The sequence below is a fragment of the Brevibacillus brevis genome, assembly GCF_900637055.1.
Taxonomy (GTDB): domain Bacteria; phylum Bacillota; class Bacilli; order Brevibacillales; family Brevibacillaceae; genus Brevibacillus; species Brevibacillus brevis.
In genome coordinates, this window is sequence record NZ_LR134338.1 from 4,573,451 (window position 1) to 4,594,663 (window position 21,213).

Genomic DNA, 21,213 nt, shown 5'->3' on the forward strand with positions numbered 1-21,213 from the left:
ATCTCATGATAAGCTTCGAAGGTTTCACATTGCTCATTCTGCTGTTTATTTTGGCTCCTATCATAGGAGCTATTGCTTTATTGTTTCTGTTCATTTTCGAGAAGCGGATTGATCTGTTAGAAAACAAGAATCTGAAGATCGAGCTGGAAAAAGAGCTGCAGCAAGCGCTCTACAATCAGTTGAATCAACAGATCCAGCCTCACTTCTTGTTTAATACGCTAAATGTCATTCTCAGTCTGGCGCGACTGAACCGAACGAAGGAACTGGTGAGAGCGCTCGAAGTGCTCTCCCAGTTTCTCAAATTCAAATACAAATCCACAGAGCCGTTGATTTCATTGGCGCGGGAGATTACGTACACGGAGCAATATTTGGAGATTCAAAAGCTGCGTTTCGGCGATCGGCTCAGGATTCAGCTAGATTGTGCAGATGATCTCTTGCAAGCATCCATTCCCCCATTCGTCTTGCAGACGCTCGTGGAAAACGCATTTAAGCATGGATTGGAACGAAAAATGGGCGAAGCTATCTTAGACATCCGCCTAAGCCGAAAAGATGACGATGTCCTGCTTACGGTCATGGACAACGGTTCTTCCGGACTCACAGCATTCCAGAATGAAAGTGAGATCGAAACGGAACAGCCACATGAGAAGAGCGGTCACGGGTTGGACAACATCCGCAGGCGGCTCCACCTTTGTTTTGGTGATCATGCACATCTGGAGCTTGCTCCGATATCTGAGGGAGGAACTCTTGTGTCTGTCAGGTGGCCCTGTACTTATGAACAAATCGATCTGAGGTGAGAAGATGAACGTACTACTCGTGGATGACGAACCGTTGGAGCTGGACCAACTCGAGTATTTGATTCAGCCCATGTTCCCCTTGTGGAAATTCTACAAGGCCGCAGATGGCAGCAAGGCCATGGCGATCAGCCAGAAGGTTCCTCTTCATCTCGCCTTTCTGGACATTAATCTTCCGGGGAAATCCGGGCTGGTGCTTGGCGAAGAGCTGAGAGCTCAGCACAAAGACATCGAGCTCATTATTGTAACAGCTTATCAAGATTTTCATTATGCCAAGCAATCGATCCGCCTCGGTGTCGTGGATTACATCACGAAGCCCGTCATTGAGAGCGAGCTGGTCGACATTCTGAAAAAATATCAGAAGAGCCCTGCCCTCTCCGCTTACACCCGAATTATTTCCGATGCGATGAACATCATTCATCAAAAATTCGCGGAGAAGCTGAATTTGGCTGATCTTGCCGCAGAAGTCCATATCAATCCTACCTATTTGAGCCGCCGTTTTCATGAAGAAGTAGGCGTCTCATTCTCTGAGTATTTAATGCAGTACCGCATTCAAATGTCGAAGAAGTTCCTGATCGCTCATCCTGATTGGAGCATATCGACGGTTGCCGAGCGGACTGGCTTCAACAGCCAACACTATTTCAGCACCATTTTTCGCAAGGTAGTGGGGAAAACCCCGAAAGAATACCGGGATAAGGGGAATGCATCTTGACCTACTTATCGTTTCGCGAATACGTGGTAGGTGCAGCAAAGATCGGCATTGGGCTTGGGGTCGTCTCGATCCTCGCCCGCTGGGTAACCGGAAACACGATATTCGGTTCACCGGAAGCACTCGTCAAATACGGGATATTTGGCGGGATCGGCTTCGCTTTGATGGGAGCATTTGCCCTCAGTATGTTTGGCCTGCTTGGTCGTAAAGTCCGCCGTGAGTTATCGGAAGGGATGACCATCGGGGATTACATGCGGGACAAGCTGCATCCGTTTGGTTACTGGCTGATGATCATCATCCTTTTGATTACCACGATTGAAGCGATGTTCGTTCAGGGAATGGCTGGGGGCGTATTGCTGAACATCTTGTTTGGCTTACCGATCCCTCTTGGCTTGCTCTGTTTTTTTGGATTTTGTGTGCTGTTTGCAGGCATCGGAGGTATCCGCTCGATCCATCGTTTTGCCATCGTGCAAATTGTCATTACGTTTGCGGCCATCATCCTGATTCCCGTCTACTTTTTCGTCGGAAAAGGTGTAGAGCACGTCTATAACGGACTGCGCCTTTACCATCCTTACCTTTTGGTGCTCAACAACAACGAGGGGCTTTTTTTTATCATTACCGGGCTGTTGATCGGGTTTGGTCAAGTGTTTGTCGATCAGGCATCGTGGCAGCGGCTCTATATGATGGAAGAGAAAAAGATCGTCCCTACCTTTCTGGTGTCCGGGCTCATTTTTGCCACCGTACCACTGGCGTTTTCCTCGCTGATCATCATCGTCCTTTTTACGGGCGGCTTTGATGATATTTACTCGCTGTTGTTTGATCTCGTACGCAAGATTGACACGATGATCTTGCTTGTATTATTTGTCCTCTGTGCCTTTGGTGCGATCATGTCCGCTTTTGGTGCAGGTCTTCATTCCATGATTAGTCTAATGGTCAACAACGTCTATCAGCTGTTCCGACCAGACGCTTCTGAACGGCAAAAAATCCGTTTGGGCTACATTCTTGCCATTGCTATCGGTGCGCTTTCGTATGGTTTGACGATCTACTTCCAGCCGACCTTGCTGGATTTGCTGTTCTTCTTTGGCATTATGTATGCCTCACTGTTTTTGCCTGTCGTCGTTATCGTGTTGACGAAGGGAAAAGCACCTACTTTCATTTTGATCAGCGCAGTAATGGGATTCGTCGCAGGCTATAGCAGCCGGATGTACGTCGATCCCATGATGGCAATCTGGATTGCCTCCTTATGTACAGCTCTGGTCTTAACCGCCTACTTGTGCATGACCTGGCTGTGGAAACGGTACATCCGAACGCCGGATCACACTCGCTGACCCACAGGAAGGAACGAATCCTATGCTACGCTCCTACTTGCTGCTCATTTTTTGCGTAACCGCTTGGGGCAGCAATTTCGTCTTCGGGAAAATGCTCGTCGCCGAGTTTTCTCCGCTCTTTTTGTCGGCTATGCGCCTCTTGTTTATCGTGTTGTTTCTGCTCATCTGGTCCAGAGGGCGTCTGAAAATGCCAAAGCTCTCTCGTACGGACTGGCTTTTGCTCGCGGTACTGGGAGTTGTGGGCGTATTCATCAACCAGTGGTCCTTCTATAAAGGGCTCGTTACAGCCGATCCGACCACCTCTGCCCTGATCCTGGCGCTGACGCCAATTACAACCGCTCTCTTGGCTGCCTTGTTCTTGAAAGAATCGCTGACTGGCCGCATGGCAATCGGTTCGGTAATCGGTACATCAGGCGTTTTATTCGTCATTTATACAGGGGCAGAGCTGCATTTTGATGTAGGCATCCTCTGGATTGTATTGACGATGCTGACGTTCGCAACCTCGATCATACTCGTCAGGTTGTTGGGGCATCGACTCCCTCCACTCGTGACGACGCTCGTATCCAATTTGATCGGTTTCGGATCGATGCTGCCTTTTGTCCTGATCAGCATCCCTACGGCCACGGTAAGCACCAGCCTCTCATCCTGGATTCTCTTGTTTGTCACCGCTGTCGTCATGCACGGCATTGTGACCTTAATCTGGAACAGCCAACTACAGAAGGTAGGCGCTGCCAAAGCCGCGATGTTTGCGAATCTGGAACCGTTTATTGCCATGCTTTTTGGCTTGTTATTGCTGGCAAAGCCTGTAACAGCCGTACAGTTTTTCGGTGCGATTCTCATCATCGCAGGCGTGACCTTGACCACAACCTCCAAGGACCCGCGCGAAAAGAAGAAGCTCTCCTCACTTTCATCCTGAGCAAAGCAGTTCGCCGCACTTTTCATACTAAAATAGTCGGAATTGTAGTTGAGAAGTACAATTTCATTGCTTTATACTGGGAGAAAGCGGGCGAGTCTGTACCGTTACATCGTGCTAAGAGGAGGGACAGTCCATGTCTACCGTAAAACTATCCCAGTGGGAAATGATGCTGTTAGAGGCAGCCCGTGCCCATGGATTCGTCGATGAAGAAATCATCCACAAGCTGAGAACAGGTGACCCTGCGCCTTTTTCGGATGTGGAGGGCGGCAAGTACGATTACACCCATCTCTTTGAACTGTCCAAAACCGATCCCACTACGCTGGAAGCCGCGATTCGCGAAGGCTACCAAATCAAATTCACCACTTTTAAAGGGATCAAGTTTTTGCTGAACAAACGCTACAACATCCAAGCGGAGCGTGACTATCAAGTCGAGGAAACAGCGCTGAACCACGTTCGCTTATCAGACGCTGCACTGGCATGGATGCGCAGGACAATCTCCCATAACTGGCGAATTGTTGAACTAGAAAAGCTCGCAGACACCAAAGAAACGCTCGTCAGATTTGAACTGGCAGCATCGTAAATACGAAAGAGCACTTTCCTTAGTGGAGAGTGCTCTTTTTTCGAAAAGCGGAATATGGGAAGGAGAATCATGATGAGAACGCAAGCGTATATCCAACACATTCAAGCAACGTATCCGGAATTGACCATCATTTCCGCCTACTTTAACGAAATGGGCCAAAACAATGATGTGCTCATCGTCAATGACGCGTACGTGTTTCGCTTTCCGAAATATACCGCCGGAATCGAGCAACTGAAGATCGAAACGAACATTTTACGTACGGTAAAACCATATCTCTCCCTGCCAATTCCGGCTCCGATCTATTTGTCCTTTGCCGAGGAACTACCTGGGCGGGTGTTTGCCGGATATCCACTACTCGAAGGTGAGCCTTTTACCCGAGAAGCTTTTCAAGCAGCCTCTCGTCAAAATTCGGTACCGACTGTCGCTGCCCAGCTGGCACAATTTCTTCATGAACTGCACCAGCTTCCCGTCTCCTCCTTGCTCCCAGAGCTTATCCCTGGCGATTTTGACATGGCCAAGCAGTTGACTGAGCTGTATGAACAGATCGTTTCGAAATTGTTCCCAGCCATGCGTGAGCAAGCCAAAAAGGATGTGGCAGAGCGCTTTGAAACGTACCTGGCTGACCCTGCCCATTTTGATTTTCAGCCTTGCTTGACTCATGGAGATTTCGGCACCGGCAACATCTTGTACTCCCCAACAAAACAACGCATCACAGGCATCATCGATTTTGGCGGCTCAGGTGTGGGCGATCCTGCTTACGACCTCGCCGGACTTTGCGCGAGCTACGGGGAACCGTTTTTGCAGCACTTCACCCCGGTGTACCCCCAGCTTGAGCAGGTGATGACAAGGATGAGATTTTACCGCAGTACATTCGCCTTGGAAGAAGCGCTGTTTGGTCTGGAAAACGACGATGAAACAGCGTACCAAGCTGGCATGCAGGACTACATCTAGCCTTTTACGGCACCTTGTGTGAGCCCTTCCACCAAGTATTTTTGGCAAAAGGCAAACAACAGCATCGTCGGGATGACTGACAGTACCGTAGCTGCCGACATCGCTCCCCATTCGATATCGTACTTTTTGATGAAGGCGTTCATCGCGACGGGAATCGTTTTGACCGACTCTTCATCAATGAACAGAACTGCCATAATCAGCTCGTTCCAGCATTGGACAAAGGCGAAAATAAACGTGGCCGCAATTCCGGGGAGCATGATCGGCACGATGACACGAAACAGGGCACTCAACCGGGAACAGCCGTCCATCATCGCTGCTTCCTCCAAGGCATTGGGTATCCGTTGGAAAAAGCCAGACATGATGATCGTGCAAAACGGAATCAGCATGACCGTGTAGATGAGCATCAACGAAAACAGGCTGTTTAAGATGTGCATCTTGGACATCATCATGTACAACGGCGCCATGCCAATGAACATCGGGATCATTTGGGTGACGAGAAATCCGAACATCACCTGCCGCTTTCCTTTAAACGAAAAGCGGGCCAACACGTAACCGCCGAGCATCGCGATGAATACGACCATAGCCGAAGCGACCAAGGAAACGAGAAAGCTGTTCCAGATGTACACCTGAAAGTGGGAAATCTGAAAGATCTCCAAGTAGTTGATCAACGTCACCTGTTGTGGCCAATATTGAATCGGGAGCGAAAAGATTTCCTTTTGACCTTTGAGCGACGTAATGATAATCCAATACAGCGGGAAAATCGCGAACGCAAGAAACAGGGTCAGTACAATCGCTCTGCCAGTCCTCCACCCTAGATGATCGCGTTGCATCAGAAGTCCCCTCCTTTCTCTACTTTGGTCGCTTTCACGTAAAAGATCGTGAATAACATCAAAATCAATACGATGATGCCCCCCACTGCCGAGGCTTGCCCGTAGTCTTGTCCAAAGATGACTTTATCGATCATGTAGGTAGCGAATATATGCGTGGAGCCTGCAGGAGCTCCATTTGTCATCGCGTAAATAATGTCCGGGAAGTTGAGAATCCAGATGACCCGCAACAGGATCGTCACCAGCATCGTAGGCATGATATATGGCAGTGTCACGCTCCAAAACTGCTGAATCCGCCCCGCTCCATCCATCGCCGCCGCTTCGTACAGCTCCTCTGGGATCGATTGCAGGGCAGCCAGAATCATGATGGCAAAAAACGCGACGCCATACCAAATATTCGCGATAATGACGGCAGCCATTGCCCAAGTGCCATCCGCCAAAAAGGAGATCGGCGCATCGATCAAACCCGTTTTCAAGAGCAAATCGTTAATGACGCCAAACTGGGCATTGAACATCCACCGCCAAATCAGCCCAATCAGAAAGCCGGACATCGCCCATGGAAAAAAGACAAATGCCTGGTAAATCCCTCTCCCGCGAAATTTTTTACGCATCAAGAGGGCCAGCATGAAGCCAAACAGCAATTGAAAAACGAGCGAGAAAAACACCCAGTAAAAGCTGTTCATGGCAACTCGCGGGAAGTCTGGGCTTGTCAGTACGTTCACAAAGTTGTCCAGCCCAATGAACTGAATATTCATCAAGTCAAAGAGCGTGTAGTTCTGAAAAGACATGATGATCCCACGCACGAGTGGATAATACGTAAAGACCGAAACAAACAAAATGGCAGGCAGGAGGCACAAAAATATAAAGCGACCTTCTTTGGAGATTCGGAACGATTTCTTCCCTTCCGGCACAACCTGCTTCGTCGTCATGACGATGGGTTTTTGCGTGTCCAAGCTACCATCCCCCCACGTCTACTTTCGCTCGGCTTTTTCTTTCGTCCAGTATTGATCCCATTTTTTCAACAGGTCCTCTGCGGTGAGCTGATCGAGCAAAAAGCTCTGAATATCTTTATCCGCCGTGCTTTGCCAAGCTCCCCAGCCTTTGTAGTCCACAGGACGTGAAACATCGAGGAACTTCGTCGGCTGCTGGCTCATCTCAATAAACGGCTGGAAGTAACCCGTCTTGTAAAATTCATCTTCTGCCGCGCTCTTCACGACAGGAATCGTGGACGTCTTTTTCGCAAAATGAGTGCTCTGTTCTGGATCAGAGAGGAATTCAATCAGCTTCCACGCCTCTTCCTTGTGCTTCGAGTACGAAGCCATCCCCCAACCGGGTCCACCAACTACTTGTTGCGCGACACCTGAAGGACCAATCGGAATCGGAGCGGTCGCCCATGTCCCTTCCTGCATCTTCTCCTTGGCTCCATCGATGACGTCAGGGTCCTGAATCAGCATGGCAGTCGAACCCGCTACAAAGCCCTGTACCATCTCCTGAAAGCCCCAGCTCACGGAATCTTTTGGAGAGGCTTCTTTGTAAAGCTGTTTGTAATACTGCATCGCTTCTAATGATTGCGGCGTGGAGAAGATCGTGCGTCCATCCTTCATGAAAAAGGCTGAGTCAGGGTCGACCTCTGTCCCGTTATAGGCCCACATGGTGATCAGCGCGTAATCCCACCCGGTCGCACCTCCCCGGAAGCTGTACCCGTAGCGGTTTTTGGCTGGGTCCGTCAGCTTTTTGGCTGCGACCAAGAGCTCATCCCATGTCTTCGGCACCTCGATCCCCGCTTCCTTAAACCAATCCGTCCGATAATACAAAACGCGCTGGTACAGTCCATTCGGAATGTAATAAGGAGTTTTGTCCACCCAAGTGGCTCTACGTTTGGCGACGTCTGTCAGCTGATCGTAATTTTGCCATTTGTCTGTGTAGGGCTTCAAATTTTCAATAAAGCCGTTCATCGAAAACTGCTTGGCATTGAATTCGCGAACCTCTAGTACGTCCAGCTCTTCTTTTGCCATCAGCATCTGTGTGATCTTCTGATCCGCTCCTTCAAATGGAGGTGAAATCAGATCGACTTTGATCCCCGGATTCTTCGCTTCAAACTGGACTAGCATTTCTTTTAACAGCGCAGTTCGTTGTGGGCTAGTAATACTCTCGACCATTTTTAGCGTGACGCCATTCGTACCTGACGACGATGCTGAGTCAGGAGTGGCGGCCGGCTGACTACAGCCTACAAGCAATGCTGTCGCCAACGTTAATTGGAGCGCCACAGAAATCCAGGAACGAAATCCCATACACGAACCCCCTCATGATCTTTTTTGCGAGACAGTTCGTATTATATTAAATATTCTGAATTGTAAGTTTTAATATCTTTACCAGTTTTTTCGTTTTCTTTACTCTTTTTTCAGTGAGGCTTTCCCGACACTATTTTATTTGACTAACTGAAATAACTAAGTTACCATTTTATATGCTACAGCATGTATACGAAGGAGTTAGGATTTTCTATGGAATTATTCAACCTGACCGGATTTCTTCTTCACCGTACAGATATGAAGATGACGAACTATTTTAAGAAGAGGTTAAAACAATTTGAGATCACGCCGGAGCAATGGGGAATTCTTAGTGTCATGGATGGAGAAAGAGCGATCACACAAAAGGATCTTTCGGATGCTATTGACCGCGACCAAACCACCGTCGTCAGAATGATTTACTCGCTTGAAAAAAAGGGAATCGTCATTCGCACTTTAAATGATGCCGATAGACGCTCTCATAACTTGTTGTTGAGTGACAAAGGGATGGAGCTAAAATCAAAGCTTATACCCGTCGTTACCGAAGCGCATAACCATGTAACGCAAAACCTTACCGATGTAGAGATTGCGAAATTGCATGCATTGCTCGACAAATTATATCAAGTAGTAAAAGATGAATAAATGGAGAGGCAGATACTTTTTCCGCCAAATACATGCTATAGCATATATTAAATTTGATATGGAATAACGAAAGTGAGGTAGCCGTTATGACCCTAATCGTTTTGCAAGTCATTGTTGCGATCTTCTTTATGTTTACAGGTACAAAAATTATTTCCGGTAAAATGGCGACGGAATTTGAACGATTTGGACTCCCTCCCATCTTTAACTTCTTAACTGGCATTATTGAGATCATCAGTTCCATTGGCTTGATTATTGGAATATGGTTTTCGATCGCTGCATTACTATCAGGATTGCTTTTAGGCGTGACCATGTTGGTAGCTGCCTTCATCCTACTTGTGATTGCTAGAGATCCTTTTCCGAAAGCAATACCGGCGCTCGTTCTTTGCTTTCTGTCCTTTTTCATCTCGACGTATCATTTTTAGTCTAGGCAGGGGAATCCCAACCAAACTGAGGATACAGTCATAACAGCGGCGGGTCTAAGACTTTATTTCCATGTCTTAGGTCGCCGCTGTTTCATTTATTAAGAATCAGTCTAGAACTTGTTTTCGCTCCTGCAAAGCATCCTCAGCCCCATGAGAACAGCCCATGCTTGCTGCTGGTCTTTGAAAAAAAAGCGGAGCGGTTGACCGTTTTGTACATCGATCAGCGTATCGTGACTGCTGGCCCGCAGCTCATACTCCATACCAGCTACCTCTGCGACAGGAGCATCACCTCGAAGGAAGAGTCGCAATCTTCCGCCTTCCCTTGACGTGTACGTCCCGATGAGCTTCTCTAGCTCTTCTCTCGTTGGTGTATAGAGCGGGGCTTCGTCTTCTTTGTGTGCAAGTGGCAAACCAAGGACAGCGTTTACAGCAGCAAGCCAGACGTTGCGAATTGGCACGTTTTCCAGATTGGAAAGAACGGTGACGACTAGCCCATTTTCCGGTACAAACCCGAAGTTCGACGACACCCCAGGCTGACCACCCCCATGCTCAACTAGCGTAATTCCAGCATAGTTCGGAGTAGTTTTGAGCGCATAGCCATACCAGGTGTCCTTGGTCAGTCGATGAACCGGCTGCCACATGGCTCTAAGCGAAGCTCCATCTGCTACTTGCTTCTCTTGATAGCGGCCGGCATTGATATAGAGCTGTCCGTAATTCAGCAAATCAACGACGCAGGATCGGATGCCTCCCCCCACTTCATAGTTGCCAAGTGTGGGCCACGGCACTTTTTTTAGTTGCTGCTCCTCCCCTTTGACATAAGGGACGGAGACATCGGAAAAACGAACGACTTCTTCCAGGTTAAAGGTCGAACGACTCATTTCGAGCGGCGCTAGCAGGCGTTCTGTTACATAGGTACGGTAGCGCTGCCCAGTAACACGCTCGATAATAGCTCCCAGCAGAAGAAACATGTCGTTACTGTAACTGATATACTCACCCGGTACACCAAGGGCGTCAAATTGGACTTCGTTCAAATAGGCGATATGCTCAGGGAATCTCGTTAGTTCTTCACGGCGCAGCAGCGGTGGAACACCTGATGTATGAGAGAGCAAATGGTGAATCGTGATTTTTTCAGTATGTATGTCCGCCTTTACTTGTAAATCAGGCAAATAGCTGCGAATTGAGTCGTCCACAGACAGCTTGCCTTCTGCCGCGAGCTGCATGATGGCGGTAGCGGTAAACGATTTGGTAACCGAAGCAATGCCGAAAATGGTCTCAGGTGTTACTGTCTGATTCGTCTCCAGATCAGTGACACCAAAGCCTTTTTGATAGAGGGTCTCACCATTCCGGGAGATGCCAATGGAGAGTCCCGGTACCTTTTCCTTCTCCATGAATTGCTGCACGAATGCTTCCAGAGCTGAAACGCTTGCGTGGTTCATTCCATTCAACATGCCTTCGGAACACTCCTTTTCTACGTAATCTCATATTTTTTCATTTTATTGCACAGCGGCATCGCCCTTACATGGCTTTCCCCCATTCGACCTCTTCCCATTCAAAAGAATAGGCCAACACATCGATACATGAGTCATGCCCGCATAATACCCAATACTTGACTCTAGGGGACGTAAAGCCAAATGCTTCTTTTACTTTTGACTCAACCACTTCGTAAAATCCTGGGTTTGGGCAAACATCAGTTTTGTCCCATTCGTCACGCAAAGACAGTCTCCCATCATAGTACTGATCGAGCATGCTGAAGTCATATCGCTCGTAGCCCTCCATTTTACCGTACATCGTAAAAAGACAAATCGGCTGGAAAGTAAATCACTTCCACGCTTACTTCCCGCTCCTCATAACCAGTAAAACCGACAAAATCATGTGAGGGGCTGATCATCCAAGGAACTTCGACCGGTACAACTTTCATTTGGCTCATCGATTTACCCCCGCTTCAAAGAACACCATTTCATCAAATGGAATCCCCAGATAGCTGTACTTTATATTCACTCTGTTTATTGCTTCATGATGAATGACACTAAGTCCATAAATTTTATCGTTTTTCGTAGCAGTATCCTCAGATGTGCCAGCTTTCATTGCTATATCCTCTATCTTCTGAAATCCATAGGGTATTGATTCCTTTTTATCATAATCGTCAGTTACGATGAATCCTTGTAAAGCATTACTAACCTGTACTTTTGTTTTTGATGGTTTTTCATTGTTATTAACTGAAACATCTATTATTTTCACTTCACCAAAGCCCTTATTACCAATTCCCACAACAACAGATTTATGATCTTTGCTTGAAGCAAGGGTACCAATATCCAATGGCGGATTCCCTTTCACAAGGAAATAAAAACCTCCCACAAATATGGCTATAAGCAGTATAGAGATCCACAGTGTTTTCTTCAATTTCCCCATCCTTAATCGTTGATTTTTCATGAGCTATTGAAAACTATATATTGGTAAGTTCTAAAAGAAATAGCCGATATCCTGCACTTTAGGCAGAAATATCGGCTGTCAGTTCCCTTACGAATTATGATTGAATAAACTCCATCAGCTTCTTATTAAAATCATCCGCCTGACAAATCGGCAAGCGGTGTCCACTGTTATCAAACGGAATGTCACCACTTGTAGGGTTATGTTACTACTCTCCTATGCCCTGACTTGGATACGCATGAACGATGCGTCCCTTTCTTCCCGTTGTCGTGACTGCTTGGGAAAGAGAATGGTAGATCGCTTCCTCTGTCGCTTCTGCCGCAGCAGCAAACAATTCGTTCATGATCGGATGATCCTCGCGTAGTTGCACGCGCGTTTCCGTAACGGCTGTTGTCTGATGTGGGATCTTTTGCGCTGTGGAAAAAGCAATGACGATGTCGCCGCTCCCGTGCCCAAAATGGCTCCCCGTACGTCCCAAGCCGATTCCTGTACGCTTTGCTACCCGAAGCAGTTGGCGATCACTGAGCGGCGCATCTGTCGCCAGTACGATGATGATCGAACCATCTTCGGACTTCTCTACTGCGTTTTCATTGCTTTTGCAGCTTGTGAACAGATTCGCTCCCAAGAAATCATTCTTGTTGCCAAAGTTACTGAGTACCAAAGTCCCCAATGTATATACTTGCTCCTCAGTCACTACGATACGAGAAGACGAGCCGATACCGCCTTTATAGCCAAAGGCAATCATCCCCGTCCCTGCCCCGACAGCTCCTTCTTCTACGGCCTGGTCCGTTGCGTTCTGAATCGCTTCTCTAGCATCTTCCGGGCGCACGACACAGCGGCGAATGGAATTGAGATAACCATCGTTGCATTCGCCCACGACAATGTTGATCGTCCCGGTCGTGTCCCCGATCTCTTCGTTCGTATCCAGCATGTATTGCAGCGTCCCTTGTGTAACCGCGGGCACGGAAAACGTATTGGTGAGCATGATCGGCGATTCCAATACCCCCAGCTCATTTACTTGCACGAGTCCCGTCGTTTTGCCGAAGCCGTTGATCACATAGCTGGCCGCAGTCACCTTTTCACGAAACAAGCTGCCGCCATGCGGCAAAATGGCTGTCACTCCTGTGCATGCATAGTCGTCGTTGTCCAGCTCATGCTGGATCGTCACATGTCCCACTCGGACTCCGGCTACATCCGTAATGTCATTTTTCTCACCGACCGGCAGCCTCCCGATTGTCGCACCGAGCTGCCGAATTTTTTTCGTCATGCGTTCCATTCCTTTCGTAAGGCTATGCCGATCGCTTACACCGGACGATTGCGCAGAAAGTTCTCATAGGCAAACCCGCGCACTTCTTCTTCCTTATAATGCTTGAGCAGCTCGTTGATCAGGTTTTGGCTCTGACCCGCGTGCTCCAAGCCTACGACCTTTGCGGAAATGCCGTCGAAGTCAGAGCCGAGCCCGATATGACGCACGCCACCGAGTGAACAAAAATGATCGATATGCTTGATCAGATCATCTATCGTGGTTGGTGTCGTTTCATTGATAAACTGGGTGCAGTAGACGACATGTACATTCGCGCCTTTGGCAAATAACGCTTTTGCCTGTTCATCCGTCAGATTGCGTGGATGGTCGCAGATCGCTCGTGCATTCGAATGACTCGCGATCGGGTATGCAGCAAGCTCAATCGTATCCCAGAAACTGCCCTCCCCTAGATGCGAGACGTCCGTCAACATTTTATGCTCATTGTGGAACTGAATGATTTCCTTGCCAAAGGTCGTCAGTCCAGCATTCCTCGGTTCCAGCGCACCATCCGCAGCGAGATTCGCGAAGTTCCAGGTGAGGCCCACAGAGCGAACTCCTAACTGATACAAAATGTGCAGCTTCTTCAAATCGTTGCCGATTGGTTCTACACCTTCCAACGTCAGCAATGCTCCGATCTCACCCTCTTGCAAATGGTCGAGATCGCTCCAATCACGGATTTGTTTCATTTCTGGATGTTTTCCGAGAACCTCTGTATAAAAGTAATGAATTTGATCCAAAGCTTTTTGAAAACGTTGCTCCGTGGACAGTTCAGGTGATGTCCAGATCGCATAGCATTGCAGCTTTACCCCGCCATCGTGCAGCCGTTTTCTGTTGACGTCCAGCTCGTCCGCTTCCGCAAAGGACAGAGCCCCATTTTTCTCCCAAATTTTCAGAAGTGCATCACAGTGCAAATCGATAATCGGCATCTTGGCCATCTGTATCCATCCCTTGTGCTAAATTCCTTTGAGAACACTACCTATTCTGTTAATTTTAAGGTAATGTATTTTGAAGAGCGAATCCAATAAATTATTGCTATAAGCCACTTAAGAAAACATTATCGAGGCATGTTCGAGGAGGAGCGGCCGCATTTTTGCGGAAAGTGTAAGCATGGTCGCTTTTACACTGTGAAGCACGTAACCTTTCCTGCGCAATTAAAAATTCACATAATGGAGCCACTACTCATGAATATGGAGCAAATTGAAGCATTCATCTTTGTCGCCCTGACCGGGAGCTTCAGCAAAACGGCTGATTTGCTCTATCTGTCGCAGCCCACGGTCAGCATGCGGATCAAGGCACTCGAAACGACTATGGGCTGTAAGCTGTTTCAACGAACGGGTCATACGATTTCTCTTACAAAAGAAGGCGATCTGTTCCTTCCCTATGCGAAAAACATCATGCACATGCTGCAAGAGGGACAGCAAGCGATTCAGCGATCGCAAGGCGATGTAGAGGGAGAATTGACCATCTCCACCGTTTTTGTCTCCGCCTTTTACATTTTGCCTGACCTCGTCCAGCAATTCCAGCAGCTGTACCCCAAAATCAAGCTGACGATCCTCACCGGACATTCCCATCAGGTGCTCGATATGGTTCTGAACCACGAGGTGTCATTCGGAATTGCTCGTGCCGTTACTCATCCACAGATTAATCGGATTCAGCTAATGCCGGATGACATGGTCTTAGCGATTTATCCCGATCATCCGTTTGGATTCCGCCATCAGGTCTCCATTGAAGAAGTCGCACGGGAACGACTAATCTTGTTCAATCGGGGCTCACTCGACTGGAAGCTGATCAACAATGCGTTCAGCCATTTTCAGCTACAAAACAATGTCGTCATGGAGGCTGACAACATCGAGGTCGTGAAGCGGATGGTGAAACAACGGCTGGGCATCGCCTTTTTGCCTCGCTTTGCCATCTCCAAAGATTTGGACGAAGGCGAGCTGCAGGAAGTAGACGTCCTGAATCTGCCGCAAATCAACCGGAACTTCGAGCTAATTTACCTGAAGGATACACCTGTTCACGGGATTATGCGTACGTTTATTGACTTTTTGATGCAGAGCAAAGCCTTGCAGCAGTAGGAAAGGACCATCGGCTTACCTCCTAAAAAAGCTTCACATCTGAACCAATGGAGTTGGTTGATGCGAAGCTTTTTTAAGAAGCGCTGCGTCTCTCTCATACTTTTTTGGGTGCTCGCAATTTCGTACGAATGATCATCTCCGCGGTCACGACAAGTCCAATCATGGTGACATATACACCGATTGTGTAGCTGAGCTCATACGGCAAACCTACCACCTTCTCTACGATCAGCTTCACGAGATGAATCAGCATGTTGGTGAACAAGAAGACAAAACTCCGAACCATCCATTCCTTATGCTTCATGACTTGACGCTTTTTAATTTTAACGAGCGCCGTAATGGTAATTGCCGGCCAGATAATGTTCAACAGGTGGAAGGGCCAACTCGCTACTTTTCCGCCCGTTACATAAGGAGCCATATATCCCGATGTGACTACCACAACCAACACACTAAAAAGATAAACATAGCCTGTTACTTTATGTAGCTTGCGGTTCTCTGCGAGCAGCTTGTCCGAAAAGTTAGCCACCCCACAGACCAGGGCAATCATGGCGAAAAACAAATGGACATACATGACCGTAAGCCAAATCGATGTGTTCATTCGCTCTTTGTTGTAATCAGATTTGTGACTGAGAAAGCCTTTTGCTTCTGGATCGATGATAAAGTTTTGCACGAGTGCATACGTGATCGCCATACAAGCGACGAAAATGACAATCGAATACGGTTTGATACGGTTCATCCTGTCACACAACCCTTTGTTCGATTTTAGAGACCGAACGGTTCGGTCTCTTTTTGATTTTACATGATTGCCTTCTTTCGTACACGAGAGAAATGTTACAATAACTTGGACGAATATAGACCGTGTTGGCCGAATGAAAGGACTATCGCGATGCGAAAAGGCGAAAAAACAAAGCTGCATATTATCCAGAAGTCAGCAGAGCTGTTTAATCAAAATGGTTATACAGGAACCTCCATGCAAGACATCATGAATGCCACGGGACTTACCAAAGGCGCACTCTACCGAGGTTTTACTAGTAAAGATGAGATTGCAATAGAGGCCTTTAAATATGCGGGTGAAGTGTTACAAGAACATTTTGCAGCTGCACTGGAAAAGCAGGACACAGCCACTGCAAAACTCGTTGCCATGGCAAAGGTATATTCTGATGCGGTAAACAATCCCCCGCTCCAAGGCGGCTGCCCGCTTCTCAACACAGCCGTCGAAAGTGACCATTCATTCCCGGTGCTCCGCGATTATGCCGTCGCGGCTTACCAAGAGACCATTTCCTTCATGCAGGGCTTGCTGGAAGACGGAATCGCCCAAGGAGAATTTCGTTCTGAAATGGACGCAGAAGCCGTCGCTTCGGTTATCTTCTCTTCCATTGAAGGGGCCATAATGGCAAGCAGACTCACCCTCGACAACAAGCATGTCCTTTTTGCCATCAAGCATATTGAGCAGCTTTTACTGACATACAAGCCATAGCAAAAAGAAAAGAGCAGCCGCGCAGGATGTGTTACTCCTGCCTGGCTGCTCTTTTTTCGTGGACTTTTCCTGCTCATTTCTATTTGATATAGTGTACTTTTTCATGTCCGAGCAATGCTTCCAGCACTTGCTGTACTTTCACGCCTGTTTCAAACGTAACCAATCTAGCATCGCCACCGTTCATCGCCATAGACAGCTCATCTAACAGGAGAGAGAGACGATCATGCTGTGGAACTTCAGCCGGAACGAGCGCTTCACCGTGTCCACCCACAAACAGATTGCTCCAGTTCACGACACTCAGCGTCCCTTTTGACCCGTACACGCGATAATCCAAATGCTCTTGATGTGCGATACCCGCCAAGCCATTGATCGTAACCGGGGTACCATCTGTCAGACGCAGGAAGGCCGATACGCCTGTCTCGCATAGCCCAGGATCTGCTGGATAGTCTACCTCTGAGCGGACTACATGCAGGTCTCCGAAGAGCGCGTAAGTCAGGTGAGCGAAATGAGGGAGCACTTCACGGATGAAACCGCCTTGCTCACGACCAGCCAGCCAAGGTGTTTGCTGCCATGGACGCGGCCATTGGTGAAAATGCGTCAGGATATCGATGCGGCGGATATCCCCGATTTCTTCAAGTCTGCGGGAGAGCTCAGGAAAAATGCCTTGATAGTAGAGCGGGAAGTTCATCGCATGGACAACCCCTGCGTCATTTGCTGCTTCCAGCATTTCTTGCGCTTCTGTCAACGAATTAGCCAACGGCTTTTCACAGAGCAAATGCTTTTTGTGCGCCAGTACATCCAAAGCAATCGCGTGATGGAATTTGGGAGGAACCGCCAAATAGATGACGTCCAGCTCTACCTTTTTCAGTAATTCCTTATAATCTGTGTACCAAGGCACATCGCCGGACTTTTGCGCGGCTTCCTGTGCTCTTTCCGCAGATACATCACTCACTGCGGCTACTCGAAATTTTTCGTGGGTACGGATCGCGTTCATCATGCGCTCGCCCATGACGCCAGCGCCAACAACCCCAACGTTCCATTTCACTTGGTCCATCTGCATTTCCTCTCTTCCTGGTGAATGTTCGTCTTCGTGCCTCTACCCCTTTCTCCATTCAACTGAACATTCCTTCTGAAAAGCTCAGATTGTCAGCTGCGGACGATTATGAAGACGTTTGGTTCGACCCAGAGATGTTACATGACTGAAGTAAACAGCTAGGGAACCGGTGTACCAACTATGTTCTCTAGCTGTTTGTTTATCCAACCGCTTTGTCACCCGATATGCAAACCAAATGTTTTATCTCCAAACGAAACGGTCTCCATATCTGCTATTTTCGCAAAAGACACATCCGAAACGAGTACACTCTCGCGCAAAACATGGGCAAAGCGCTCCAATGCTGCTCGCAGCTCATCGTCCACATCGAGTGTGAGCTCGATACGTTTATCGATGGGCAAATCCATCTTTTTGCGTGCATCCTGAATGACGCGGATGACCTCACGAACCCAGCCTTCTTGCTCAAGCTCTTCTGTAAGTGTCGTATTCAAGGCCACGTGGAGCTGATAGCCGGATGCAGAAGCGAAGCCTTGCTTCCCTTGCTTTTCCACGAGCAGCTCATCTAGCGTAATCCGCACGCTCTCGCCTGCGACCTCTACATCCAAGTAGCCCTTGTCCACTGCTTTCTGTGCATTGGCAGCATTCAGTTCTTTTAAATACCCTTGGATTGGCCCAACGAGCTGGCCGTATTTTTTCCCGGCTACCTTCAGGTTGAGCTTGAAATGATACGCCACGAAGCTGCTGTTACTTTGCTCCACCCGAATGTTTTTGACATTGATCTCGTCTTGGATAATTCCGGCAAATCGCTCGAGGTTAAATGGCTGCTCCATCGATACGATCAGCTCGGACAGAGGCTGTCTGGTCTTGAGTCCGGTTTCCTTGCGGACATTTCGCGCTAGCTCCACGATGTGACGAACCGTTTCCATGTCCCGCTCAAGGGTTTCGTCGATTTCTTCTGTATTCACCTTCGGATAGTCTGTCAAATGAACACTGCCTTCTCCCCCCAGATTGCCATACATATCTTCTGCGATCAGCGGCGCGAATGGTGCGATCATCTTCGCCAGCGTCAACAACACTTTCCGCAGGGTCTGGTAAGCAGACACTTTGTCGGGTGTCATCCCTCTGCTCCAGAAACGATCCCTTGAGCGACGGATATACCAGTTGCTCAGCTCGTCGACGAACACTTCGATTTGCCCGGCCGGATTCATGAAATCGTAGGTTTCCAGACCTTTTACCACGTTCTGCAAGGTGGTGTTCAAACGGGAAAGTATCCAACGATCCAATTCGTTCACAGGTGGATGTGCCGGATGCTCTTCTGGCTTGAATACATCGATCAAGGTGTATAACGAATAAAAAGCATGTGTGTTATGGATCGTATCGATCACTTTGTACTTCGCCTCGGCGACGATCCGCTTGGAGAATCGCTTGCTGCTCCACGGCGCACTGTCAGACAAAAGCGCCCACCGGAATGCATCTGCACCGAACTCCTCGATTACCTCCCACGGATCGATCCCGTTTCCTTTGCTTTTGGACATCTTTTGACCGTGTTCATCCAAAACGTGACCGGTAGATATGACCGCCTTGTAAGGCGCTTTTCCATTATACAGAGTAGAAACTGCCAACAAGCTGAAGAACCAGCCCCGCGTCTGATCGATTCCTTCCGAAATGATATCGGCAGGGTACTGCTCTTGGAATACCTTTTCGTCGCCGAATGGATGATGGTACTGAGCAAACGGCATCGAGCCGCTGTCGAACCACACGTCAATGACTTCAGGGGTCCGCTCCATCGTACCGCCGCAGGAGCAACGCAGCTTCACCTCATCGACAAACGGTTTGTGCAGCTCCAGATTCTCGTCGATTGGCGCCACAGATTTCTCACGCAACTCTTTTACACTGCCTGGCGCATATTCAGAGCCACAATCCTGACAAAGCCATAGATTGAGAGGCGTCCCCCAATACCGATTGCGGCTGATATTCCAGTCTACAAGCTCTTCGAGGAATTTCCCGAAGCGCCCTTCGCGCAAGTGGCCCGGATACCAGTCAATCTTGCTATTGTTTTCGATCAGCTGATCCTTGATGGCTGTCGTTTTGATGAACCAGCTCTCCATTGCGTAGTAGAGCAGTGGCGATTTGCAACGCCAGCAGAACGGATAGCTATGCTCGTAGCGCTCCTTGGAAAACAGCAGACCGCGATGCGACAAGTCTTTTACGATATCGACGTCGCAATCCTTGACGAAGCGACCCGCAAAATCCGAGATTTGATCGGTATAGCGGCCAGCCAAATTCACGACGTTCACGAAATCAAGTCCATGCTGACAGGTCGTGCGATAGTCATCCTCCCCGTGCGCTGGCGCAGTATGCACGATGCCAGTTCCGCTCGTATCACTGACATAGTCCGCATCGACGACGATATGTCCACGGTTTACTTTGAGATAGCCAAAAGGCGGCTCATACGCGGTACCGACGAATTCTGCCCCTTTGTGCGTGGACAAAACCTCGTAGTCTTCCTTGAACACTTTTTCCGCGAGATTTTTTGCTACGACGTACACTTCACCCTTGTGCTTGACCCGCACATAATCGAGCTCTTTGTTAACAGCCAAAGCTACGTTGGCTGGAAGTGTCCATGGTGTCGTCGTCCACGCGAGGAAGATGTCATCGCTTGTCTTGCTTTTGAATTTGACCGTTGCACTCAAGTCCTTCACGTCTTCATAGCCTTGTGCTACTTCATGGGAGCTGAGCGTCGTCTGGCAATCCGGGCATTACGGACTGACACGATGTCCTTTGTAAAGCAGTTCTTTTTTATGAATTTCGGAAAGGATGTGCCAGACGCTTTCGATGTAGTCGTTGGTCAAGGTGACGTATGAATGCTCCATATCTGTCCAGTAAGCGATCCCCTCCGTCAGCTCGCGCCATTGTTTTTCGTACTCGAATACGCTGTTTTTGCACTCCTCGACGAACTTGGCCACTCCGTAGTTTTCGATCTCCTGCTTGCCGGAAATGCCGAGTCGCTTCTCCACCCCAAGCTCTACCGGGAGACCATGCGTATCCCAGCCTGCCTTCCGGACGACACGGTAACCGGACATCGTTTTGTAGCGTCCGATAAAATCCTTGATGACCCGTCCGAGCACGTGACCGATATGCGGCTGTCCGTTTGCAGTCGGAGGTCCTTCATAAAAGACAAAATTAGGCTTTCCCAGCCGATTGTCCATCGACTTGCGGAATGTGCCATCTTCCTTCCACTGATCCAGAACGCGCAGCTCGCGTGTCCTTGCTTTTTCTTTTACGTCTACTTTCCTCATCATGTACACTCCTTCTTCTGTAGTTTGCGTAGAAGTGTAGGTTCATAGAACGCAAAAAAATCCCGCCCCCTAAGGGACGAGATTTGATCTCGCGATACCACCCTTGTTCCGAAATCTTCATGCAAGCATGTCA

21 protein-coding genes, 1 pseudogene and 1 other annotated feature (1 of these 23 running past the window's edge) are annotated in these 21,213 nt (G+C 48.5%); of the genes and pseudogenes, 10 read left to right on the plus strand and 12 right to left on the minus strand.

Features of this window, described 5'->3' with window-relative positions; all coding sequences use genetic code 11:
- Positions 1-5: 5 nt before the first annotated feature.
- The 6 genes from EL268_RS21975 to EL268_RS22000 all read left to right on the plus strand — a co-directional run bounded on the left by EL268_RS21975 (position 6) and on the right by EL268_RS22000 (position 5,275).
- Complete coding sequence (locus EL268_RS21975; RefSeq protein WP_106654364.1) at positions 6-794, plus strand: sensor histidine kinase; 789 nt, start codon at positions 6-8, stop codon at positions 792-794.
- A gap of 4 nt (positions 795-798) precedes the next feature.
- A complete protein-coding gene (locus EL268_RS21980) occupies positions 799-1,503 on the plus strand; it encodes a response regulator transcription factor (protein ID WP_106654363.1) in 705 nt (234 codons plus the stop codon).
- Positions 1,500-2,828, plus strand: a complete 1,329-nt coding sequence (locus EL268_RS21985) for a sodium:solute symporter family transporter (RefSeq protein ID WP_106654362.1) — start codon at positions 1,500-1,502, stop codon at positions 2,826-2,828. The genes EL268_RS21980 and EL268_RS21985 overlap by 4 nt, the downstream gene beginning before the upstream one ends.
- Positions 2,829-2,850: 22 nt before the next feature.
- Positions 2,851-3,744 (plus strand): DMT family transporter, encoded by an 894-nt coding sequence (locus tag EL268_RS21990; RefSeq protein ID WP_106654361.1) that lies wholly within the window; start codon positions 2,851-2,853, stop codon positions 3,742-3,744.
- Between the two features lie 133 nt (positions 3,745-3,877).
- Positions 3,878-4,324: a hypothetical protein gene (locus tag EL268_RS21995; RefSeq protein ID WP_106654360.1), complete on the plus strand. Its 447-nt coding sequence runs from the start codon at positions 3,878-3,880 to the stop codon at positions 4,322-4,324.
- A gap of 72 nt (positions 4,325-4,396) precedes the next feature.
- Entirely contained in the window at positions 4,397-5,275 is an 879-nt protein-coding gene (locus tag EL268_RS22000; RefSeq protein WP_106654359.1) for a phosphotransferase family protein, read from the plus strand.
- Here the strand turns inward: EL268_RS22000 and EL268_RS22005 are convergent.
- Genes EL268_RS22005 through EL268_RS22015 form a run of 3 tightly spaced genes read right to left on the minus strand, consistent with a single transcriptional unit; the run spans position 5,272 to position 8,393 of the window.
- A complete protein-coding gene (locus EL268_RS22005) occupies positions 5,272-6,105 on the minus strand; it encodes a carbohydrate ABC transporter permease (RefSeq protein WP_106654358.1) in 834 nt (277 codons plus the stop codon). The genes EL268_RS22000 and EL268_RS22005 overlap by 4 nt on opposite strands.
- Complete coding sequence (locus tag EL268_RS22010) at positions 6,105-7,055, minus strand: carbohydrate ABC transporter permease (RefSeq protein WP_106654357.1); 951 nt, start codon at positions 7,053-7,055, stop codon at positions 6,105-6,107. The genes EL268_RS22005 and EL268_RS22010 overlap by 1 nt, the downstream gene beginning before the upstream one ends.
- A gap of 18 nt (positions 7,056-7,073) precedes the next feature.
- Positions 7,074-8,393, minus strand: a complete 1,320-nt coding sequence (locus EL268_RS22015; protein ID WP_106654356.1) for an ABC transporter substrate-binding protein — start codon at positions 8,391-8,393, stop codon at positions 7,074-7,076.
- Between the two features lie 210 nt (positions 8,394-8,603).
- Here EL268_RS22015 and EL268_RS22020 point away from each other — a divergent pair, with 210 nt between their 5' ends.
- Positions 8,604-9,029, plus strand: coding sequence for a MarR family winged helix-turn-helix transcriptional regulator (locus tag EL268_RS22020; RefSeq protein WP_106654355.1), 426 nt, complete (start codon positions 8,604-8,606; stop codon positions 9,027-9,029).
- Positions 9,030-9,115: 86 nt separating this feature from the next.
- Positions 9,116-9,451, plus strand: coding sequence for a DoxX family protein (locus EL268_RS22025; RefSeq protein ID WP_106654354.1), 336 nt, complete (start codon positions 9,116-9,118; stop codon positions 9,449-9,451).
- Positions 9,452-9,561: 110 nt separating this feature from the next.
- Here the strand turns inward: EL268_RS22025 and EL268_RS22030 are convergent, their stop codons facing one another.
- From EL268_RS22030 to EL268_RS22055, 6 genes are all read right to left on the minus strand, one after another.
- The gene (locus EL268_RS22030; protein WP_106654398.1) at positions 9,562-10,887 is read right to left on the minus strand and encodes a serine hydrolase domain-containing protein; all 1,326 of its coding nucleotides are present in this window, start codon (positions 10,885-10,887) and stop codon (positions 9,562-9,564) included.
- A 79-nt stretch (positions 10,888-10,966) separates the two neighbouring features.
- On the minus strand, positions 10,967-11,227 hold the full coding sequence (locus EL268_RS33500) for a hypothetical protein (RefSeq protein ID WP_232029991.1): 261 nt from the start codon (positions 11,225-11,227) through the stop codon (positions 10,967-10,969).
- 1 nt (position 11,228) lies between these two features.
- Positions 11,229-11,378 carry a hypothetical protein gene (locus tag EL268_RS33505; protein ID WP_232029993.1) on the minus strand — a complete coding sequence of 50 codons (150 nt, stop codon included), beginning with the start codon at positions 11,376-11,378 and terminating at the stop codon, positions 11,229-11,231.
- Entirely contained in the window at positions 11,375-11,860 is a 486-nt protein-coding gene (locus tag EL268_RS22040; protein WP_164724588.1) for a hypothetical protein, read from the minus strand. The genes EL268_RS33505 and EL268_RS22040 overlap by 4 nt, the downstream gene beginning before the upstream one ends.
- A 226-nt stretch (positions 11,861-12,086) precedes the next feature.
- Positions 12,087-13,145 (minus strand): DmpA family aminopeptidase, encoded by a 1,059-nt coding sequence (locus EL268_RS22050; protein ID WP_106654352.1) that lies wholly within the window; start codon positions 13,143-13,145, stop codon positions 12,087-12,089.
- A 35-nt stretch (positions 13,146-13,180) separates the two neighbouring features.
- Positions 13,181-14,116 carry a dipeptidase gene (locus EL268_RS22055; RefSeq protein WP_106654351.1) on the minus strand — a complete coding sequence of 312 codons (936 nt, stop codon included), beginning with the start codon at positions 14,114-14,116 and terminating at the stop codon, positions 13,181-13,183.
- Positions 14,117-14,362: 246 nt separating this feature from the next.
- On the opposite strand from EL268_RS22055, the gene EL268_RS22060 reads away from it, so the two are divergent.
- Positions 14,363-15,256, plus strand: a complete 894-nt coding sequence (locus EL268_RS22060) for a LysR family transcriptional regulator (protein ID WP_106654350.1) — start codon at positions 14,363-14,365, stop codon at positions 15,254-15,256.
- Between the two features lie 94 nt (positions 15,257-15,350).
- On the opposite strand, the gene EL268_RS22065 is transcribed toward EL268_RS22060, so the two are convergent.
- Positions 15,351-15,989: a DUF2306 domain-containing protein gene (locus tag EL268_RS22065; protein ID WP_106654349.1), complete on the minus strand. Its 639-nt coding sequence runs from the start codon at positions 15,987-15,989 to the stop codon at positions 15,351-15,353.
- Positions 15,990-16,139: 150 nt separating this feature from the next.
- Here EL268_RS22065 and EL268_RS22070 point away from each other — a divergent pair, with 150 nt between their 5' ends.
- Complete coding sequence (locus EL268_RS22070) at positions 16,140-16,730, plus strand: TetR/AcrR family transcriptional regulator (RefSeq protein WP_106654348.1); 591 nt, start codon at positions 16,140-16,142, stop codon at positions 16,728-16,730.
- Positions 16,731-16,809: 79 nt separating this feature from the next.
- On the opposite strand, the gene EL268_RS22075 is transcribed toward EL268_RS22070, so the two are convergent.
- Both EL268_RS22075 and ileS read right to left on the minus strand, forming a co-directional pair.
- The gene (locus tag EL268_RS22075; protein ID WP_106654397.1) at positions 16,810-17,784 is read right to left on the minus strand and encodes a Gfo/Idh/MocA family protein; all 975 of its coding nucleotides are present in this window, start codon (positions 17,782-17,784) and stop codon (positions 16,810-16,812) included.
- A 215-nt stretch (positions 17,785-17,999) separates the two neighbouring features.
- Positions 18,000-21,080 (minus strand): annotated as a pseudogene (ileS, locus tag EL268_RS22080) (isoleucine--tRNA ligase).
- Positions 21,081-21,149: 69 nt separating this feature from the next.
- Positions 21,150-21,213: a binding site (T-box leader), on the minus strand; it runs 195 nt beyond the window's last position.

Excerpts from the sequence above, each read along its gene's own strand:
- EL268_RS21975 (WP_106654364.1), top strand. The coding sequence starts at position 6 with ATGATAAGCTTCGAAGGTTTCACATTGCTCATTCTGCTGTTTATTTTG.
- EL268_RS21980 (WP_106654363.1), top strand. The coding sequence starts at position 799 with ATGAACGTACTACTCGTGGATGACGAACCGTTGGAGCTGGACCAACTC.
- EL268_RS21990 (WP_106654361.1), top strand. The coding sequence starts at position 2,851 with ATGCTACGCTCCTACTTGCTGCTCATTTTTTGCGTAACCGCTTGGGGC.
- EL268_RS21995 (WP_106654360.1), top strand. The coding sequence starts at position 3,878 with ATGTCTACCGTAAAACTATCCCAGTGGGAAATGATGCTGTTAGAGGCA.
- EL268_RS22000 (WP_106654359.1), top strand. The coding sequence starts at position 4,397 with ATGAGAACGCAAGCGTATATCCAACACATTCAAGCAACGTATCCGGAA.
- EL268_RS22005 (WP_106654358.1), bottom strand. The coding sequence starts at position 6,105 with ATGCAACGCGATCATCTAGGGTGGAGGACTGGCAGAGCGATTGTACTG.
- EL268_RS22015 (WP_106654356.1), bottom strand. The coding sequence starts at position 8,393 with ATGGGATTTCGTTCCTGGATTTCTGTGGCGCTCCAATTAACGTTGGCG.
- EL268_RS22020 (WP_106654355.1), top strand. The coding sequence starts at position 8,604 with ATGGAATTATTCAACCTGACCGGATTTCTTCTTCACCGTACAGATATG.
- EL268_RS22025 (WP_106654354.1), top strand. The coding sequence starts at position 9,116 with ATGACCCTAATCGTTTTGCAAGTCATTGTTGCGATCTTCTTTATGTTT.
- EL268_RS22030 (WP_106654398.1), bottom strand. The coding sequence starts at position 10,887 with ATGAACCACGCAAGCGTTTCAGCTCTGGAAGCATTCGTGCAGCAATTC.
- EL268_RS33500 (WP_232029991.1), bottom strand. The coding sequence starts at position 11,227 with ATGGAGGGCTACGAGCGATATGACTTCAGCATGCTCGATCAGTACTAT.
- EL268_RS33505 (WP_232029993.1), bottom strand. The coding sequence starts at position 11,378 with ATGAGCCAAATGAAAGTTGTACCGGTCGAAGTTCCTTGGATGATCAGC.
- EL268_RS22040 (WP_164724588.1), bottom strand. The coding sequence starts at position 11,860 with ATGGGGAAATTGAAGAAAACACTGTGGATCTCTATACTGCTTATAGCC.
- EL268_RS22050 (WP_106654352.1), bottom strand. The coding sequence starts at position 13,145 with ATGACGAAAAAAATTCGGCAGCTCGGTGCGACAATCGGGAGGCTGCCG.
- EL268_RS22055 (WP_106654351.1), bottom strand. The coding sequence starts at position 14,116 with ATGGCCAAGATGCCGATTATCGATTTGCACTGTGATGCACTTCTGAAA.
- EL268_RS22060 (WP_106654350.1), top strand. The coding sequence starts at position 14,363 with ATGAATATGGAGCAAATTGAAGCATTCATCTTTGTCGCCCTGACCGGG.
- EL268_RS22065 (WP_106654349.1), bottom strand. The coding sequence starts at position 15,989 with ATGAACCGTATCAAACCGTATTCGATTGTCATTTTCGTCGCTTGTATG.
- EL268_RS22070 (WP_106654348.1), top strand. The coding sequence starts at position 16,140 with ATGCGAAAAGGCGAAAAAACAAAGCTGCATATTATCCAGAAGTCAGCA.
- EL268_RS22075 (WP_106654397.1), bottom strand. The coding sequence starts at position 17,784 with ATGGACCAAGTGAAATGGAACGTTGGGGTTGTTGGCGCTGGCGTCATG.